At 56.7% G+C, this 330-nt stretch carries 1 protein-coding gene; it reads left to right on the plus strand.

What is annotated here, in order from left to right; translation table 11 throughout:
- On the plus strand, window positions 1-330 hold a 330-nt coding region (locus QWI17_RS10030; protein WP_302722369.1), incomplete at both ends, for a hypothetical protein.

The raw sequence follows: 330 nt of genomic DNA on the forward strand, positions 1-330 counted from the left end.
CCAGCGACACGCTGGGTACGATTCATGCTCAAGGCGATGGTACTTACGAGTTTTCCAGCCAGGGCGGCACTGGTAAGGGCACGACCTCGAACTGGAATGATTCAGCCTCGAATACGACCGACAGCTTCGTGCTGTTGGGAGGCAGTTCTACAGTTCCCGGTTTGAGCAAGGTCTACGCTATTGGCTTGAACGACGACATCAGCCTCAATGATCTGAAGCCTTACGACAGCGCAGGCAAGCCGCAGACCAACATCGACCCGTCCGACCTGGCGAAGGCGATTCTCGGTCATACCGAAGCCACTTTGCCAGGTGCCGATACCATCGACGGTG

Source organism: Gilvimarinus gilvus (genome assembly GCF_030518155.1).
Taxonomy (GTDB): domain Bacteria; phylum Pseudomonadota; class Gammaproteobacteria; order Pseudomonadales; family Cellvibrionaceae; genus Gilvimarinus; species Gilvimarinus gilvus.